Below are 16,736 nucleotides of genomic sequence, written 5' to 3'. Positions count from 1 at the left end.
CGCACGCGAACCGAATTCGAACCCGGCCTGCACCGGCGCCGAGGTCTGAGGTCGCGCCTCAGCTCGCAGAGGCCACGATGAGCTTGTACGCGATGGTGACGCGCAGCTCCGCACAGTCACGACTTGGCGCGCGGGCCGAGTGCGCCATGCGGGCGTCGAAGAACACGCCTCGGTTGGGCGCGAGGGCGATGCCCGCGGCCACGTTCCCACGCGCGTCGAAGAACAGCGTCTCACCCTCCCAGGCGGGCTCCCACGCGGGCATGGGATAGTACAGCAACGTGTACGTCCCCGGGCGGATGTCGTCGTGGTGCGGGCGCCCACCCAGGCCATAGGTGTGCCCGTTGGCGTACTGCCGCAACACGCGCAACGGCGCGCCCGCGAGTCGCTCGCACGTCGGACGCGCGTGCTCGAACAGCTGGTCCGCTGCCGCGACCCCGTCGAGATCCATCATCCAGAACGGACGGCTGCTCTGCGACGTGGTGGAGCGGTTGCCGAACGACCAGCGCGGCGCTAGGCACGCGCCCCACACCGCCGCCCGGAGCGCCTCGGGAGCGAGGTCGTCCAGGATCTGGAGCGGCGTGGACGGGCCAGAGCTCGGTGCGCGCTCGCTCACTCGGGCGGGGTGAAGCAGACCGCGGAGGCGACCAGGTCGACGTCCAACTCCGCGCCCTCGGTGCCGAAGTCGAACTGCCACGAGCCGGGATCGCTCTCGGGTTGGCCTTGCGAGTTGATGTAGATGGAGCCCGTCGCGGCCGTCTCGTAGCCCGCGCTTGCGATGGCGATGGCGCCCACGCCCGAGCAGGTGACCGTGCACGAGAAGCTCCCGGCCGTCACACAGGTCTCCGTCTCGATCGTCAAGGTGTTGTTCCCCGGGAGGCCCATGGGCCCCTGCGCGCCTGCAGCTCCTGCCTGCCCCGCCGCGCCAGCGGGACCCTGCGGCCCGGTCGGACCCGCCGGTCCCTGCGGACCAGCAGGCCCCGTCGCGTCGTCGCCACACCCGAGCCCCAGCATCGCCATCAACACCGCCACGAACTTGTATCGCTTCATGTCTCTCCGTCTCCGTGGCCGACATCGTGCCGAACCCACCGAGTGTTCCTATCACACCGCGTGCACGCGCCGCACGCGTCGGGTTCAGCCCGCGTCGCCTTGCGACTCCCGCACCTGTCTCCCGGCCGCCTCGAGCGCCGCCCGCAGGGGGTGCTGCGGGTTCCGGAGCGCGAGGGTGGTGCGACGGTAGGCGTCCTCCAGGATCTCGCGCCGGGCTGCGAAGTTCATCGGTGAGTGCGTGAACATCGTCGTGTCGTCGCGTTCGGGCTCGATCAGGTGCAGCGCCACCTCGGGGTGCGCCTTGGCGAAGCGCTCGAGCCCCTGCAGCAGGCGCGACTCGGTCACGATGCGCCAGCTCTGCGAGTACACCCACAAGAGGCCGCGCTGGCGCAGGCGCTGCACGCGCGAGCTGTCCGGGCCCACGCGGATGGGCACCTGCGGGTTCAGCACCAGCACGTGGGCACATCCCAGCTGCGCCGCGACGTCCACGTGCCCCATCTCGCCCGCGTTGCTGCCGATGTAGTCGCGCCCATCGAGCTCCACGGGGGCGAAGAGCACGGGGGCCGCGCACGACGCCACCATGGCCCGCGCCACGCTGGTGTGTTCGTGCGGCGCCTCGCCCAAGACCACGCGCGTGCCGGCGTCCAGGTCGTTCGCCATCAGCCGCACTGGGCGCTCGAACGCGTCCAGCGTGGCCGGGATGCCCCGCCGGTCCACGACGCTGGCCAGGAACTGCTCGAAGCCATCCATGGTGAGCACGCCCGCGGGGAGTGCATCGAAGAAGCGGTCCACCTCGTGCCACAGGTCGACGTCCAGGGGGTGCTTGCGCACGCTGCCGAACAGCTTCTTGGTCGCAGCCACCGTGGCCCCGAAGGCACGCCGCAGTTCCCGGCGCTCGAGGCGCAGCAGGTGGTGCCGCTTCATGGGGAACAGGTCGTCGGCCGGGTTCAGCAGCGCGCGGTACAGTCGCTGCGCCGTGAGCCCCCCGGCGAGCCCCACGGCGAGCACGGCGCCGGTGCCCGCGCCCACGTAGGCGTCCAGCTCGCTCGCGCGGAAGTCCTCGAGCTGCTCCTCGAGCGCCGCGAGCACGCCCACGCTGTACATGGCGCCGGTCACGCCTCCGCCGAGGATGGACAGGCCGAGCTTGGGGAGGTCAGGTGCGGACATGCGTCAGGGAGGGCTCGTGAGGCTGTGGAGCAGGGCGCGCGCGGCGAGCAGGGCGCTCAGTGTCGCGGTCAGGACGATCAACGGGTGCAGATGGTAGCCCGCTTGCGCCAACGTGTTGAGCCCTTCGATGCGTACGACCCGCTCGGGCAGCAGCAGCGGCACCGCGTTGTGCGCCGCGTGCGCGACCAGCGCCGGGACCACGGAGCGTGCGCGTACGGTCAGCCACGCCAGCCCCGCGCCCATCAGCGTCGCGTAGAAGATGGCGACGGGCTCCACGTGCGTGACCCCGAAGAGCAGCGACGACAGCGCGATCGCGAACCACGCGTGTCCATAGTGGCGCGTCATCCCCGGGAACAGCACTCCGCGGAAGAGCACCTCCTCCGCCAACGGAGCGAGCGCGACGAAGGCCAGCACGGCACCCAGGCCGTCCTGCCACGTGCGCGGCGTCAGCAAGTGCTGCTGCGCTACGTCCGCGGCTGGGGTGAGCGGCCAGACCTCACGCAGCACGTTCACCAGCTCCGCGCCCGCCACGTGCACGCTCGCGCCCAGCAATGCGGCCCAGGGCAGGGCGGCCCGCCCGACGGCAACGAGCCCGACTCGCTCCCGCACACCGAGGGCCCCAGCGCCCCCACGCAGCGTGGCCAACAGCGTCGCGGTCCCGAGCCCGAACGCGAGCGCGAGCCCATGCACCAGCGCGTCGGCGCGCGCCATCACGACCCCATGCGCCAAGCCCTCGGGCAGCGCGTCCCCCTCGCGCAGCGCGTACAGCGCCCCCGCTACGTAGAACAACCCGTGCGTCAGCACGAACGCCAGCGCCGTCAGCCCGACGGACGCCGGCACACTCAGCGTCGGGGCATGGTCGTCCGTGTCGGGGCGTTCTTGGCTCGGGGGCGCCGCGCTCACGCCCACCCCTTATCAGGCCCCCACCACCTCGTCGACCACCGCGCCGCCACCAGCGCGCGCGCAACCATCCGGTCGAGGCCACACGCGGCGCCGCCGCGCGCGGGACATGGTCGTGCACCCGATCACCCCACACCGTGCGCGTCGCGCTCAGTCTGGCTTCCCTGGCCCCCAACCGTCCGCGTCGCGTTCAGCTGAGCTTTCCTCGCCCAAAGAGCGAACCTCGAGGCCCCACGAGACTTGGTCGCGCCAACCCCGGCCAAGGACGTCACCAAGGGAGAGGGGAGCGCCAGGCGACGGGTGTCGGGGGGTCCCGTTTTCAAGCGTCGCGCAGCGACGCGCCGAAAACGGGGAGGCACCGCAGGGAGCGCCTGCGCGACCGGGCCCGTGCCTGGCGCTCCCCTCTCCCGTTCGCGACAACCTCCCCCCTCCGAGCTGACGCCCCGTCCGAAGCGGCGCGAGCTGCGCTCACGCTTGGGCGACGTTTGGCGGGCTGCTCTTGCGTTCCCGGGGCGCGCCAGCGCGCCCCTCGAACACCAGCCGACCGTCCTTCGCGTCGACGTGCACCACCTGTCCGGGCTTGAACGTGCCCGCCAGGATGGCCTCGGCGAGACCGTTCTCCAGGTGCTTCTGGATGGCCCGCTTCAGCGGCCGTGCGCCGTAGGCCGGGTCGAACCCGACGTTGCGCAGGAAGGCGCGCGCGTCGTCGCTCAGCTCGAGCCCGAGGTCGCGCTCGGCCAGGCGCGCCGCGAAGCGCTTCAGCTGGATGTCGATGATGTGGCCGACCTCCTCCTTGTCGAGCCGGTGGAAGATCACCGTCTCGTCCAGGCGGTTCAGGAACTCGGGCCGGAACGCCGCGCGCAGCTCGCGCGTGACGGCTTCCCGCATGGCGGTCTCGTCGGCCCCGTCGCCGGAGCTCTCGAGGATGTGGTGGCTGCCGATGTTGCTCGTCAGGATGATGACCACGTTCTTGAAGTCCACCGTGCGGCCCTGGCCGTCGGTCAGGCGCCCGTCGTCGAGCACCTGCAGCAGCACGTTCCACACGTCGGGGTGCGCCTTCTCGACCTCGTCGAACAGCACCACGCTGTACGGCCGACGGCGCACGGGCTCGGTCAGCTGACCGCCCTCCTCGTAGCCCACGTAGCCGGGGGGCGCGCCGATCAAGCGCGACACCGCGTGCTTCTCCATGTACTCGCTCATGTCGAGCCGGACCATGGCCCGCTCGTCGTCGAACATGAACTCCGCCAGCGCGCGCGCCAGCTCGGTCTTGCCTACGCCAGTCGGTCCCAGGAACAAGAAGCTCCCGATGGGCCGGTTGGGCTCACCGAGCCCCGCGCGCGAGCGGCGCACCGCGTTCGACACGGCCACCACGGCCTCGCGCTGACCGACCACGCGCTGCCCCAGCCGCTCCTCCATGTGCAGCAGCTTGGCCTTCTCGCTCTCGAGCATCTTGCTCACGGGCACGCCCGTCCAGCGCGACACCACCGCGGCGATGTGCTCCTCGGTCACCTCCTCCTCGAGGAAGCTCTGGTCCTTCTGCACCAGCTTGAGCTCGTCCTGCGCGGCCTTCACCGCCTTCTCGGCGGCCGGGATCTCACCGTACTGGAGCCGCGCGGCCAGGTCGAAGTCCGCCACGCGCTGGGCGCGCTCCAGGTCGAGCCGCAGCTGCTCCACCTCGGCCTTCTTGTCGCGGATGTCGCTGATGGCCTCCTTCTCGCGCATCCACTGCGCGCGCATGCCGCTGCGCTGCTCTTGCAGGTCGGCCAGCTCGGACTCCAGCAGCTCGAGCCGCTTCTTGCTGGCGTCGTCCTTCTCCTTCTTCAGGGCCTGCCGCTCGATCTCGAGCTGCATGACCTTGCGCTCCACCTGGTCGATGGGCCCGGGCAGCGAGTCGATCTCCATCTTCAGCCGTGACGCTGCCTCGTCCACCAGGTCGATGGCCTTGTCGGGCATGAAGCGGTCCGTGATGTAGCGGTTGCTGAGCGTCGCGGCGGCCACGATGGCGCTGTCCTGGATGCGGATGCCGTGGTGCACCTCGTAGCGCTCCTTCAGGCCGCGCAGGATGCCGATGGTGTCCGACACGCTCGGCTCGTTCGCGAACACGGGCTGGAAGCGGCGCGCCAGCGCGGCGTCCTTCTCGATGTGCTTGCGGTACTCGTTGAGCGTGGTGGCGCCGATGCAGCGCAGCTCGCCGCGCGCGAGGGCCGGCTTGAGCATGTTGCTCGCGTCCATCGAGCCCTCGGACGCGCCCGCGCCCACCAGCGTGTGCAGCTCGTCGATGAACAGGATGATGGAGCCCTCGGCCCCCTCCAGCTCCTTCAGCACCTGCTTCAGGCGCTCCTCGAACTCGCCGCGGAACTTGGCGCCCGCGATCAGCGCGCCCAGGTCGAGCGCGCGCACGGACTTGTTCTTCAGCCCCTCGGGCACGTCGCCCTGCGCGATGCGGTGCGCGATGCCCTCGACGATGGCCGTCTTGCCCACGCCCGGCTCACCAATGATGACGGGGTTGTTCTTGGTGCGGCGGCTGAGCACCTGCAGCACGCGGCGGATCTCTTCGTCGCGCCCGATGACCGGGTCGATCTTGCCCGCGCGCGCCGCGGCGGTGAGGTCGCGCGTGTACTTCTCGAGGACCTGGTACTTGCCCTCGGGGTCCGCGTCCGTGACCTTCGCGCTGCCGCGCACCTGGTCGATGGCGGCGCGCAGCGTCTTCGCGTCCACGGGGAGCAGCTTGCCTTCCAGCTTGGCGATGGCGAGCAGCACGTGCTCGGCCGAGGTGTACTCGTCGCCGAACGCCTCCGTCTGCGCCCACGCCTCGGTCAGCACGTCGCGCAGGCGGCGGGACATGCTGGGCTCGTCTCCACCTTGCACGGTGGGGCGGTTGTTCAGCGCGCGCGTGGCCTCCGCGGCGACGGCGCGTGGATCGCTGCCCGCCTTGGTGAGGATGGCCGCGGCGACGCCGTCGGCAGGCGCGAGCAGGGCGGCGAGGAAGTGCTCGGGGTAGAGCTCCGGGTGCCGCAGCTGCGCCGCGCTCTGCTGCGCGGCGATGAGGGCTTCGCGGGTCTTGGTGGTCAGGCGGTCGATACGCATTCGTGTCTCCATCTCACGGCGGAGCCTCTGCTCGCCGTGCCCAGTGTGTCGGGGTTGTCCCATGCGTTGCGGCGTCGAGCGGTTCTCTCGGCTCCGCGTCACACAGGCCTTGCCAAGCTAAGCATCCCCTCCGAGTGCGCAACGGGGTTCGCGCACGCGCCGTGACGCGCTACAACCTCGCAGTGAGCAACGGCTCCTGCCAAGCGTGTGGCGCGCCCCTGAGCATTTACGACCGCGTGTGCGACTGCGGCGCGCTCGTGCATGCCAGCACCCTCGCCGAGCTGCGCACCCGGGCGCGCATCGGCCAGATGTCGCGCGACTTCGAGATGGCCACCCGCGCATACCAACGCGCGCTCCAGCTCGTACCGGACGACCACCCGGAGCACGAGGCGCTCACCCGCGAGCTCGAGGCTGTGATGGACCTCGCCCGCCCCAAGGCGGGCGGAGGCGCGGGCGGCAGCTCGGATCGGTCTGGCCTCGAGCTGCGCCTGCTCTTGGCTGTGGCGGCTTGCTTGCTGCTGCTCTTGCTCTGGCCACTCCTCAGCGGATCACTCGGTGCGAACGGCGCTGGCAGCCCGAGCGGCAGCGGCGTCGACACGAGCGCTGGGGGCCCCAGCCGGCATCCCGCGTCGGGCCTGCTACAACCCGACCCATGAAGCGCGCGCGATTCGGTCCCCTTGACGTGGTCCTCGCTGGCGGCACCGACCGCGAAGGTGGGGGTGACGGTCCGTTGGTGGTGCTCATGCACGGCTTCGGGGCCTCGGGGGACGACCTCGTCGGCCTCTACCGTGTCCTCGGCGTGGACCGCGCCGTGCGCTTCGCGTTCCCTGCGGCGCCTCACGCGCTGCCCGGCATGTTCGGGGCGCGCGCCTGGTGGGAGATCGACATGGCCGCCGTGGAGCGCGCCTTGAGCAGCGGTCAGCCGCGTGACCTCACCCACGAGCTGCCCCCGGGCCTGACAGGCGCGCACGACGCGGTCGTCGCCATGCTCGATGCGCTGCAGGCGGAGCTCGGCGTGACGGACGCCCAGACGGTCCTCGGTGGGTTCTCGCAGGGGTCCATGCTGGCCTGCGACGTGACCTTCGCCGGGGGCCGCGACTTTGCGGGGCTCGCGGTGCTGTCCGGGACGCTGCTTGCCAGCGAGCGCTGGGTGCCGGGGATGGCCGCGCGCCGCGCCGTACCCGTCTTCCAGAGCCACGGGACGTCGGACGCCATGCTGGGCTTCGGCTTCGCCGAGCGGCTGCGTGACGAGCTCACGAACGCGGGCTGTAGCGTCCAGTTCGTGCCCTTCCGTGGCGGTCACGAGATCCCCATGGACGTGCTCAAGAGCTTCGAGGCGTTCCTGCAGCGCGTGCTCTGAGCCCGCGACGGCGGTCCTTTCACCGCGATTTCACTGCGTGCCGCTGGGGACCCCTGATAGGCTCGGGCTCTTGCTTTGGGTGAAACATTACGGCCGGTGGACGTGTTTGCGTCCAGACGTCGTAGCGCTGTCCCCCGGGTGCGAGTAGAACCCGCTCGGCTGCGCTTTACACGTTTTTGTGAAATTGACACCGCGGCAGCAGGAGGCCGAACGTGCCCACGGACACCGACACGCTGATCGAGCAATACCGGACGATGATGTTGATTCGCCGCTTCGAGGAAGAGGCGGCCCGCGCCTACGCGCAGGGCAAGATCGGGGGCTTTCTGCACCTCTACATCGGGCAGGAGGCCATCGCCGTCGGAGCCAGCGCGGCGCTGCAGCCCGAGGACTACGTGTTCCAGACCTACCGCGACCACGGCATCACGCTGGCTCGCGGGATGGCGCCCGAGGCGGGCATGGCCGAGCTGTTCGGCAAGGACACGGGCTGCGCGCGTGGGCTCGGCGGGTCCATGCACTTCTTCGACGCCGAGACCAACTTCATGGGCGGCTGGGGCATCGTCGGCGGCCACCTGGCGCTCGCGGCCGGCGCCGCGTTCAAGAGCAAGTACACGGGCGACGGGCGGGTCACCATCTGCTTCTTCGGAGAGGGGGCCACCAACATCGGCGGCTTCCACGAGGCCATGAGCCTCTCGGGGCTGTGGAAGCTCCCCATCGTGTTCGTGTGCGAGAACAACCAGTACGCGATGGGCACGCCCATGTCGCGCACCAGCGCCATCTCCGACCTCACGCTCAAGGCGCAGGGCTACGGCATGGCCGGCGACCACTTCGACGGGCACGACGTGCGCGTCACGGCGGAGCGCATCGGCGTCGCGGTGGACCGCGCGCGCAAGGGCGAGGGGCCGACGTTCATCGAGATCAGCACCTACCGCTTCCGCGGGCACTCCATGAGCGACCCGGCCAAGTACCGCTCCCAGGCCGAGCTGGAGGAGCGCAAGCTGCGCGACCCGGTGGTGGTGGCGCGCCGCTTCCTCATGGAGCTGGGCGTCAGCGAGGACCAGCTCGACGACATCGACGCCGAGGTGGACACGCGCATCGACGCGGTGGTGAAGTTCGCAGACGAGTCCGAGCCGGCCAAGGCCGAGGTCATGTTCAGCACGGCGGTCGCCCCCGAGGCACCAGGAGTCATCCATGGCGATGCGTGAGATCCGCTACCGAGAGGCGCTGCGCGAGGCGCTGCGCGAAGAGATGGAGCGCGACGAGCGCGTGTTCCTGATGGGCGAAGAGGTGGGCCACTATCAGGGCGCCTACAAGGTGTCCGAGGGGCTGCTCGAGCAGTTCGGCGAGAAGCGCGTGATCGACACGCCCATCGCCGAGGCGGGCTTCGCGGGCATCGGCATCGGCGCGGCCATGACGGGCCTGCGGCCGGTGATCGAGTTCATGACGTGGAACTTCAGCTTCGTCGCGTTCGACCAGATCATCAGCAACGCGGCGAAGATCTACCCGATGAGCGCGGGCATGTACCGCTCGCCGGTGGTGTTCCGCGGGCCCGACGGAGCGGCCAAGCAGGTGGGCGCGCAGCACAGCCACGAGGTGAGCCCGTTCTACGCGTCCATCCCGGGTCTGCACGTGGTCATCCCGTCCACGCCGCGCGACGCGAAGGGCCTGCTCAAGACGGCTATCCGCTGCGAGAACCCCGTGGTGTTCCTCGAGGGCGAGACGCTCTACAACGTGAAGGGCGAAGTGCCCGAGGTGGACGCGGACGAGACCATCCCGTTCGGCCTGGCGCGCGTGGCCCGCGAGGGCAGCGACTGCACGCTCGTCGCGTGGGGGCGCCCGTACTACACGGCGCTCGAGGCGGCGGACGAGCTCGCCAAGAAGGGCATCTCCTGCGAGGTGATCGACCCGCGCACGCTGCGCCCCTTCGACCACGAGACGGTGGTCGAGAGCGTCAAGAAGACGAACCGCTGCGTCATCGTGCACGAGCACTGGCCGTACGGCGGCCCGGGCGCCGAGCTGGTGGACCGCATCCAGCGCGAGGCCTTCGACTACCTGGACGCGCCCATCCTGCGCGTCGCCAGCCTCGAGGTGCCCATGCCCTACGCGCTGAACCTCGAGGACTACGTGCTGCCGAGCGTGGCGCGCGTGGTCGAGGCGGTCGAGCGCGTGAGCTACGCGAAGTAATCCCGAGCAGAGAGAGACAACGTCAACATGGCCAAGATCATCGGACTGCCCAAGCTCTCGCCCACCATGGAGGAGGGCACGCTCGTCGCGTGGACCAAGCAGGAGGGCGACAGCGTCGACGTGGACGAGCTCCTCGCGGAGGTCGAGACCGACAAAGCCACCATGGAGTTCCGCTCGTTCGACAAGGGCGTGCTGCTCAAGATCCTGGTGCCCGTCGGCGAGACGCTGGCCCCCGACACCCCCGTCGCCATCCTGGGCAAGGCCGGGGAGGACATCTCGGCCCTGCTCGAGCAGGTCGCCGCCGGGAAGGGCGGGGCGAAGCCCGCGGCGGGTGCATCGCAAGGGTCGGCGGCGGCAGGGGCGAGCGGCGCTCAGGAGACCACGACGACGGCGTCCCAGCCGGGCACCGCGGCTCTGGCGAGCCCCGTCTCCGACGCAGACGAGCACACGGGGGCTGCAACGGGGCGCGTCCTCTCCAGCCCCCTCGTTCGGAAGATGGCCCGCGAGCAAGGCATCGACCTGCACACCGTCCGTGGCAGCGGGCCCAGGGGGCGAGTCATCAAGCGTGATCTCGAAGGGCTCTCCAGCGCGGGACACGCCAGCACGGACGCCGCAGGGCCGTCGCGCACGGCCGGGTCAGGGTGGGAGCGCAGGCCCCCACGCGTCGAGAAGGCGAGCGGCACGCGCAAGACCATCGCGCGACGTCTGACGGAGTCCAAGCGTGAGGTGCCTCACTATTACCTGACGGTGGATTTCGACATGGACGCCATGGTGGCGGCCCGCACGCAATTGAACGAAGCGCTCGCGGGGGCCGGAAAGGTGTCCTTCAACGATCTCGTGATCAAGGCGTGCGCCCTCGCGTTGCGCGACGTGCCGGAGTGCAACGCGAGCTGGGGAGGCGACGTCATCCGCTTCCACCAGGTGGTCGACATCTCGGTGGCGGTGGCCGTGCCCGATGGCCTCATTACACCCGTGGTGCGGGACGCCGACAAGAAGGGGGTGAGCGTCATCGCAGAGGAGGTCCGTTCGCTCGCTCAGCGCGCGAAGGACAAGAAGCTGCGCCTCGAGGAGATCTCGGAGGGCACCTTCTCCATCAGCAACCTGGGGATGTACGGGATCGAGGAGTTCGCGGCAGTCATCAACCCGCCCGAGGGAGCCATCCTCGCGGTCGGCGCGCTGCGCGAGGAGCCCGTCGTGCGTGACGGTCAGGTGGTCGTCGGACGTCGCATGAAGGCCACCTTGAGTGCTGACCATCGAGTCATCGATGGGGCCATCGGCGCGCGCTTCCTCCAGGCGTTGCGCGGCTACATCGAGCGACCGATCGCCATGCTTCTGTAGCAGCCGGCGTTCGCTCCCCTCTCACGGGCAGGCTCTTGCTCGACGGCTCGCTAGACGGCTGTCGATTCGCGCTCGCGTTGTCCGTATCCCGCACAAACGGGACGGTCCGGGAATAAAAATGCATCCAGCGCTAGCCAATCTCTTAGGCGATCGGTTAGTGTGGACCTGGTTTATCGTTGCTGGGTAGACCGCTTTTGGATGTTTATGCCCCCAAACAAGGGTATGGTGATGAGCGCTATGATGTTCAATCGAGCGAGCCTGAGTGCTTTGTTGGTCCTGTCTGTCGTCGCGAGTGGCTGCGGCGGCGGAGGCGGAGACCCCACCCGCGACATGGGCGTCGGTGGTGACACGGGGATGAACATGTCGGACACCGGCGTGATCCGAACGGACAACGGCATGCCGGTGGACCTCGGGGACGACACCGACAACGGCGTCGTCGATCCGTTCGACCGTGATGGCGACGGCATCACCAACAGCAACGACCGCTGTCCGGACGACTTCGATCCGACCAACGCGGACGAGGACGAGGACTTCGTCGGGGACGCGTGCGACAACTGCGTGGACATCGCCAACAACGACCAGCTCGACGGCAATGGCGACGGCATCGGCGATGCGTGCCAGGAGGGCCTGCCGAGCAACGCCGACACGGATGGAGACGGCGTGCTGGACGGCACGGACAACTGTCGCCGCGTCAGCAACGCGGACCAGCTGGACACGGACATGGACGGCTTCGGCGACGCGTGCGACACGTGCCCGAACTCGGCCAACTCGGATCAGCAGGTGCCGCCGGTGACCTGCCCGACGGACAACGGGAACCCGACGGCCGACAACGACATGGACGGCGTGCCCAACAACGCGGACAACTGCCCGAACGGTCGCCGCAACGACAATGGCGTGGCCCTGCCGGACGCGGATCAGACGGACACGGATGGCGACGGCGTGGGCGACGTGTGTGACGTGTGCCCGATGCAGGCCAACGCGGCGCAGACGCAGACCGATCCGAGCATGTGCGCGATGCTCCCGAGCACCACGACCGACGGCGACAGCGACGGGTTCAACGACGCCGTCGACAACTGCCCGACCATCTCCAACAACGACCAAGCCGACGCGGACGGCGACGGCTACGGTGACGTGTGCGACACCTGCCCCAACGCGGCCAACGCGAACCAGGCCAACGTGGCGGTGTGTGACCCCAACACCGCGCCGGGTCTGGATGGCGACAACGACGGCGTCAACAACGAGCTCGACAACTGCGTCAGCGACCCGAACACGAACCAGGCGGACGCGGACAGCGACGGCGTGGGCGACGTGTGCGACAACTGCCCCACCATCGCCAACTTCGGCCAGGCGGACGCGAACGACGACGGCATCGGCGACGCCTGCCGCCCGGACCTCAGCAACCCGCTCGGCGACTTCGACGGCGACGGAGTGGCGAACGGCATCGACAACTGCAACAGCGTGTCCAACGCCGCCCAGATCGACCTCGACTTCGACGGCATCGGCGACGCCTGCGACACCTGCGTCTGCCACCCGATGGCGTCCCTCGCCCTGCGCAACGCGTGCGGCGCGACCTGCGCGTACAACGACCTCGACGGCGACAACGTCTTCGCGTTCCAGGACAACTGCCCCAACCTCGCGAACCCCATCGTGGGCATGGGTGGTCAGTCGGACGTGGACGGCGACGGCGTGGGCGACGAGTGCGACGTGTGCCCGACCGTGGCCAACAACACGCAGGATCCCTTCGCCTGCTCGGACATGAACCTGAACTACCCCTCCGGCGACTTCGACGGCGACGGGGTGACCAACGGGACCGACAACTGCCCGACCACGTCCAACCCCGCGGTGATGGGCGTGCAGCTGGACAGCGACGGCGACGGCCTGGGCGACGCCTGTGACGACTGCGACTTCTTCGCGAACGCGGGCTCGCAGGGGACCGACGCCACCTGCGGCGGCTCCACGGTGCAGCTGGGCGACGACGACATGGACGGCGTCCCGAACTACCAGGACAACTGCTCCAACACGCCGAACCCGGCGCAGATCGACGGCGACGGCGACGGCATCGGCAACCTCTGCGACAACTGTGTGGACGTGCCCAGCGCCACCGGCGCGCCCATCACGGGTTACGCGCAGCCGCCGCAGCTGGACGCCATGAGCTGCCCAGACTTGGGTGACACCAACCCGAACGACGACATGGACGGCATCCCCTCCGCGTCTGACAACTGCCCGAACGACGCCAACCCCATGCAGGAGGACGTGGACGGCGACGGGGTGGGCGACGCCTGCGACAACTGCGTAAACGTCTCCAACCCCTCGCAGGAGGACCGCTACATCGCGGCGACCATGGCGTACGGCGCGGGCGACGGCATCGGTGACCACTGCCAGAGCGTGGTCATCCCGGACACCGCGGCGGCGTGCGTCAGCGAGTCGTCCCAGGCCAACCCCATCGCCCCCAACCTCCACTTCGTGGTGGACTTCTCAGGCTCCATGGACTTCGACGCGTGCACCAACTGCGGGACGCGCGCGGAGGCTTGGGACGGCGCCGTCGACACGCTGCGCAACACGCTGCCCTCCAACTTCAACCTGGGCGTCAGCTACTTCACCACCGACTCGGGAACGTGTGGCGGCAGCACGACCTCCACGAACACCGTGCCCACCCTCGCGCTCGCGATGACGGCGGCAGGCACGGCCAACCTGGGCACCAACTTCCACAACGCCGCGAGCATCGGCAACAACGCAGGTGGTGGCACACCGACGCCCGCCGCGCTCCAGGGTGTGCGTACGCGCAACCTGTACTCGCTCGCCGGAGACACGCAGGCGGGTCGACCCTCCGCGGTCGTCCTCGTGACCGACGGTCAGCCCACGAACTGCGACCAGGGGTGGGAGGCGCCGGGCAACGACTCGAACTGGGAGCCCTCGGGCGCTTCCGGCGACGGCGACGAGATCTACGGCTCGATCCGTGAGGCCAAGAACCTCGCCGATCTGGGGATCCCCGTCTACGTCATCGGCTTCACCGGCGTGAACCCGTCGATCATGGCGGCCATCGCGGGCGCCGGCGACCCCAACACGACCTGGAACAACCCGCAGACGCTGGCCGCTGCGCCCACCGGGACCTGGTATCAGGTCAGCAACACCCAGGACATCATCGACGCGCTCGACGCGATCCGCATCACGCTCGTGTCCTGTCGCCTGCCCCTCGGTGACACCGACGCCGCCGGGGCCGACCTGGGCATCGTCGATGTGGACTTCAGCGCGGTGAGCTGCGCCGACTCCCCCACCGGGAACTGCAACATCCCGGAGAACGCCACCAACGGCTACGAGTTCGTGTCGGACGGCATGGGCGGCACGGACCTGTGGCTGCGTGGGACGTGGTGCACCTACCTGACGCAGAAGGTCAACACGGACCCGACCGCGAACGTGAACATCCGACTGGCCTGCTCCTGCACTCCCACGGGCGGCACGGACTGCGGCTCCGACACCATCGACGAGGACTGCGACGGCCGCCTCAACAACGACTGCGTCGCGACGCTGCCCGAGCTGTGCAACCCGCCCGGTGTGGACGACGACATGGACATGCAGGTCGATGAAGGCTGCTTCAGCGCCTGCATCCCGGGCCCCGTGGCGTGTAACGCGCAGGACAACAACTGCAACGGCACGCCGGACAACCAAGAGGCGGGCGTCTGCCCGACCGGCCCGTGCCCGATGCCGGGTCAGACCCCCGTCACGGAGGTCTGCAACGACATGTTCGACAACGACTGCGACGGCATGGTGGACGAGGGCTGTGGCGGGACCACCTGCCAGCCCCAGCTGTGCACCATGGCGGGCCAGATGATCGACACCAACTGCGACATGATGGCCGACTTCACCTGTCAGGGTCCGGGCAGCCTGCCCCCGGTCGAGCTGTGCAACCCGCTCGGCGCCGACGAAGACATGGACATGATGATCGACGAGGGCTGTCCGATGGCGGGCTGCACGCCGGGCCCCGAGGTCTGCAACATGATGGACGATGACTGCGACGGTCTCGAGGACGAGGGCTGCCCGACGTCGGGTTGCACTCCGGCGCTCGAGGTGTGCGACGGCGTCGACAACAACTGCAACGGGTCCATCGACGAGGGCTGTGGCGGGAGCTGCGTGCCCTACAACGAGGTCTGCAACGACAACATCGACAACGACTGCGACGGCATGGTGGACGAGGGCTGCGGCCCCATCTGCACGCCGTTCATCGAGCTGTGCGATGGCATCGACAACGACTGCGACGGCATGATCGACGACAACTGCGTCACCTGCGACGGCAACCAGTCGGCCGAGATCTGCGACGGCCTCGACAACGACTGCGACGGCATGGTGGACGAGGGCTGCCCCGACGAGGGCTGATCGCTCGCTGAGCGCCTGAGGAGAGAGCCCCGCTTCGGCGGGGCTTTTTCTTTGGTGTCGCGCTATCGACCGCGGGGGACGCGTGAGGGTCGCCCAGACCGCTCGCCGACCCTCACGCCGCAGGCGTTCGGGCGAACATGCACGCACTTGTGCAGCCGCCCGACCGCCACGGGCCGGCTCGCCACGGTGAATCAGCGCGCGACTGGCAGCGACTTGCCGCGCCGCAGCTCGGCGTTGCCCAGCTGGCCGCACGCGGCCATCACGCTGCGCCCCTTGGTCACCCGGCGGCGCACGGCGAGGCCCTCCTCCCGCAGCCAGCCGATGAACGTGTCCACCTCGTCCTCGCTGGGGGCGCGTGTGAGCGGCGCGTTGCCCGGGTTGTACGGGATGACGTTCACCAGCGTGCGGGCGATGGGCGCGCAGAACGCGGCGACGCGCGCGGCGTCCTCGCGCGTGTCGTTGAGCCCCGGCATGAGGCAGTAGTTCACGCCGAGGGCGAAGTTGCGGCGCGGGCGATACGCGGCGAGCGCGGCTTGCAGGTCCACCAGCGGGTTCTTGCGGTTCACCGGCATCACGCGGCTGCGTGTGGCGTCGTCGGCCGAGTTGAGGCTCACGGAGAGGTTGAGGCGCGTGAAGCCCTCGGCCTTCAAGCGCTCGATGCCGTCGATGGAGCCCACGGTGCAGACGGTCAGGCACTCCTGCGCGATGCTCATCCCGCCCGGGTCGTTCAGCAGGCGCAGCACATGGAACAGGCTCGGGTTGTCGAGCGCCTCCCCCATCCCCATGAACACCACGTTCTTGAAGTCCCAGCCGAGCACGTGCCGAGCCACCAACAGCTGCCCGACGATCTCGTCCGGCCGCAGATGACGCAGGAGGCCCATGCGTGCCGTCTCGCAGAAGGTGCAACCCATCTTGCAGCCCACCTGGCTGGACACGCACAGCGTGTGCTTGCCGCGCCCCATCGGGATGAGCACGCACTCCACCTCGTAGCCGTCGTCCAATCGGAGCACGGCCTTGGCGGTGGTGCCCGTGTCGCCGTCCTCCGAGACGGTGTGGGCCACGGCGGGCAGGGCAAAGCGGAAGGCCGCGCGGTACAGCCCGCACGCCTCGGCCGAGAGCCCCAGCGCCTCGGGCTCGAAGCGCCCCTCGAGCACCGCCTGCTTGTACAGGTCGCGCGCCGCGCCGAAGCCACGCGGGACGAGCTCACGCGCAGCGGCGATGAAGCCCTCGGGCGTGAAGCCGTGCACCTGCGCGAGCGGCGCCGCCGTGGGGTCCGCGGACACGG

12 protein-coding genes are annotated in these 16,736 nt (G+C 69.6%); 6 read left to right on the top strand and 6 right to left on the bottom strand.

Going from position 1 to position 16,736, the window contains the following annotated elements; genetic code table 11:
* Window positions 1-58 precede the first annotated feature (58 nt).
* The 5 genes from H6726_07870 to clpB all read right to left on the bottom strand — a co-directional run bounded on the left by H6726_07870 (window position 59) and on the right by clpB (window position 6,201).
* Window positions 59-613 carry a hypothetical protein gene (locus tag H6726_07870; protein ID MCB9657547.1) on the bottom strand — a complete coding sequence of 185 codons (555 nt, stop codon included), beginning with the start codon at window positions 611-613 and terminating at the stop codon, window positions 59-61.
* Window positions 610-1,047, bottom strand: coding sequence for a hypothetical protein (locus tag H6726_07865; GenBank protein ID MCB9657546.1), 438 nt, complete (start codon window positions 1,045-1,047; stop codon window positions 610-612). Before H6726_07865 ends, H6726_07870 begins: the two co-directional genes overlap by 4 nt.
* An 84-nt stretch (window positions 1,048-1,131) precedes the next feature.
* The gene (locus H6726_07860) at window positions 1,132-2,214 is read right to left on the bottom strand and encodes a patatin-like phospholipase family protein (GenBank protein ID MCB9657545.1); all 1,083 of its coding nucleotides are present in this window, start codon (window positions 2,212-2,214) and stop codon (window positions 1,132-1,134) included.
* A 3-nt stretch (window positions 2,215-2,217) separates the two neighbouring features.
* On the bottom strand, window positions 2,218-3,117 hold the full coding sequence (locus tag H6726_07855) for a CPBP family intramembrane metalloprotease (GenBank protein MCB9657544.1): 900 nt from the start codon (window positions 3,115-3,117) through the stop codon (window positions 2,218-2,220).
* Window positions 3,118-3,582: 465 nt separating this feature from the next.
* Window positions 3,583-6,201: an ATP-dependent chaperone ClpB gene (gene clpB, locus H6726_07850; GenBank protein ID MCB9657543.1), complete on the bottom strand. Its 2,619-nt coding sequence runs from the start codon at window positions 6,199-6,201 to the stop codon at window positions 3,583-3,585.
* Window positions 6,202-6,383: 182 nt separating this feature from the next.
* Between clpB and H6726_07845 the strand changes: the two genes are divergently transcribed.
* The 6 genes from H6726_07845 (at window position 6,384) to H6726_07820 (ending at window position 15,451) form a co-directional block, all read left to right on the top strand.
* A complete protein-coding gene (locus tag H6726_07845) occupies window positions 6,384-6,857 on the top strand; it encodes a hypothetical protein (protein MCB9657542.1) in 474 nt (157 codons plus the stop codon).
* On the top strand, window positions 6,854-7,561 hold the full coding sequence (locus H6726_07840) for a phospholipase (GenBank protein ID MCB9657541.1): 708 nt from the start codon (window positions 6,854-6,856) through the stop codon (window positions 7,559-7,561). The genes H6726_07845 and H6726_07840 overlap by 4 nt, the downstream gene beginning before the upstream one ends.
* A gap of 254 nt (window positions 7,562-7,815) precedes the next feature.
* A complete protein-coding gene (gene pdhA, locus H6726_07835; GenBank protein ID MCB9657540.1) occupies window positions 7,816-8,763 on the top strand; it encodes a pyruvate dehydrogenase (acetyl-transferring) E1 component subunit alpha in 948 nt (315 codons plus the stop codon).
* Entirely contained in the window at window positions 8,750-9,742 is a 993-nt protein-coding gene (locus tag H6726_07830; GenBank protein MCB9657539.1) for a pyruvate dehydrogenase complex E1 component subunit beta, read from the top strand. Before pdhA ends, H6726_07830 begins: the two co-directional genes overlap by 14 nt.
* A 27-nt stretch (window positions 9,743-9,769) precedes the next feature.
* Window positions 9,770-11,080 carry a pyruvate dehydrogenase complex dihydrolipoamide acetyltransferase gene (locus H6726_07825; protein ID MCB9657538.1) on the top strand — a complete coding sequence of 437 codons (1,311 nt, stop codon included), beginning with the start codon at window positions 9,770-9,772 and terminating at the stop codon, window positions 11,078-11,080.
* Window positions 11,081-11,317: 237 nt separating this feature from the next.
* A complete protein-coding gene (locus H6726_07820) occupies window positions 11,318-15,451 on the top strand; it encodes a thrombospondin type 3 repeat-containing protein (protein MCB9657537.1) in 4,134 nt (1,377 codons plus the stop codon).
* 191 nt (window positions 15,452-15,642) lie between these two features.
* Here the strand turns inward: H6726_07820 and H6726_07815 are convergent, their stop codons facing one another.
* Window positions 15,643-16,734 carry a radical SAM protein gene (locus tag H6726_07815; GenBank protein MCB9657536.1) on the bottom strand — a complete coding sequence of 364 codons (1,092 nt, stop codon included), beginning with the start codon at window positions 16,732-16,734 and terminating at the stop codon, window positions 15,643-15,645.
* Between the last annotated feature and the right edge of the window lie 2 nt (window positions 16,735-16,736).

The organism is Sandaracinaceae bacterium, from assembly GCA_020633055.1.
In the GTDB taxonomy this organism is placed as follows: Bacteria; Myxococcota_A; Polyangia; order Polyangiales; family Houyiibacteriaceae; genus JADJJE01.
This window is presented reverse-complemented; position numbering and strand designations above follow the sequence as displayed.